Origin of the sequence: Pseudacidovorax intermedius (assembly GCF_001476815.1) — a bacterium.
In the GTDB taxonomy this organism is placed as follows: domain Bacteria; phylum Pseudomonadota; class Gammaproteobacteria; order Burkholderiales; family Burkholderiaceae_C; genus Xenophilus; species Xenophilus intermedius_A.
The window spans coordinates 1-477 of record NZ_LDSL01000295.1 but is presented as its reverse complement, the minus strand read 5'-3'; the positions used below and the strand labels follow the sequence as shown (position 1 = coordinate 477).

1 protein-coding gene and 1 pseudogene are annotated in these 477 nt (G+C 66.0%); both read right to left on the bottom strand.

Annotated features, from left to right (window positions below; all coding sequences use genetic code 11):
- Window positions 1-322, bottom strand: a 322-nt coding sequence (locus NS331_RS25305; RefSeq protein ID WP_440589405.1) for an ABC transporter permease subunit, incomplete at its 3' end; no start/stop codon positions are given.
- A gap of 17 nt (window positions 323-339) precedes the next feature.
- Window positions 340-477, bottom strand: a pseudogene (locus tag NS331_RS26505) (branched-chain amino acid ABC transporter permease); the annotation flags it as partial.

Genomic DNA, 477 nt, shown 5'->3' with positions numbered 1-477 from the left:
AGTAGATGCCTTGGCGACGGATGGCCAGCAGCCCGAAAACCCAGCCCAGGCCAGCGCCCACGGCCGTGCCCAGCAGCAGACCGAGTTCCGGCGTCACGCCCCAGACCTTGATGGCATGGCCCGCCACATAGGCGGCGCCGCCGAGGAAAGCCGCGTGGCCGAAGGACAGGAGCCCGGTGTAGCCCAGCAGCAGGTTGAAGGCCGCGGCAAAGAGTGCGAAGCACATCAGCTTCATCACGAAGACCGGGTAGGCGCCCAGCCAGGGCGCTGCAAGCAATGCCACGAAGAGCAGGCCGTAGCCCAAGGTGGATCTGGACATCATCGCTCGCGCAGCCTCGCTCATTTTTCCTTGCCGAACAGCCCAGCGGGCCGCAGCAGCAACACCACCACCATGATGACGAACACCACCGTGGAGGACGCCTCCGGATAGAACACCTTGGTCAGGCCCTCGACGACGCCCAGGCCCAGCCCGGTGAG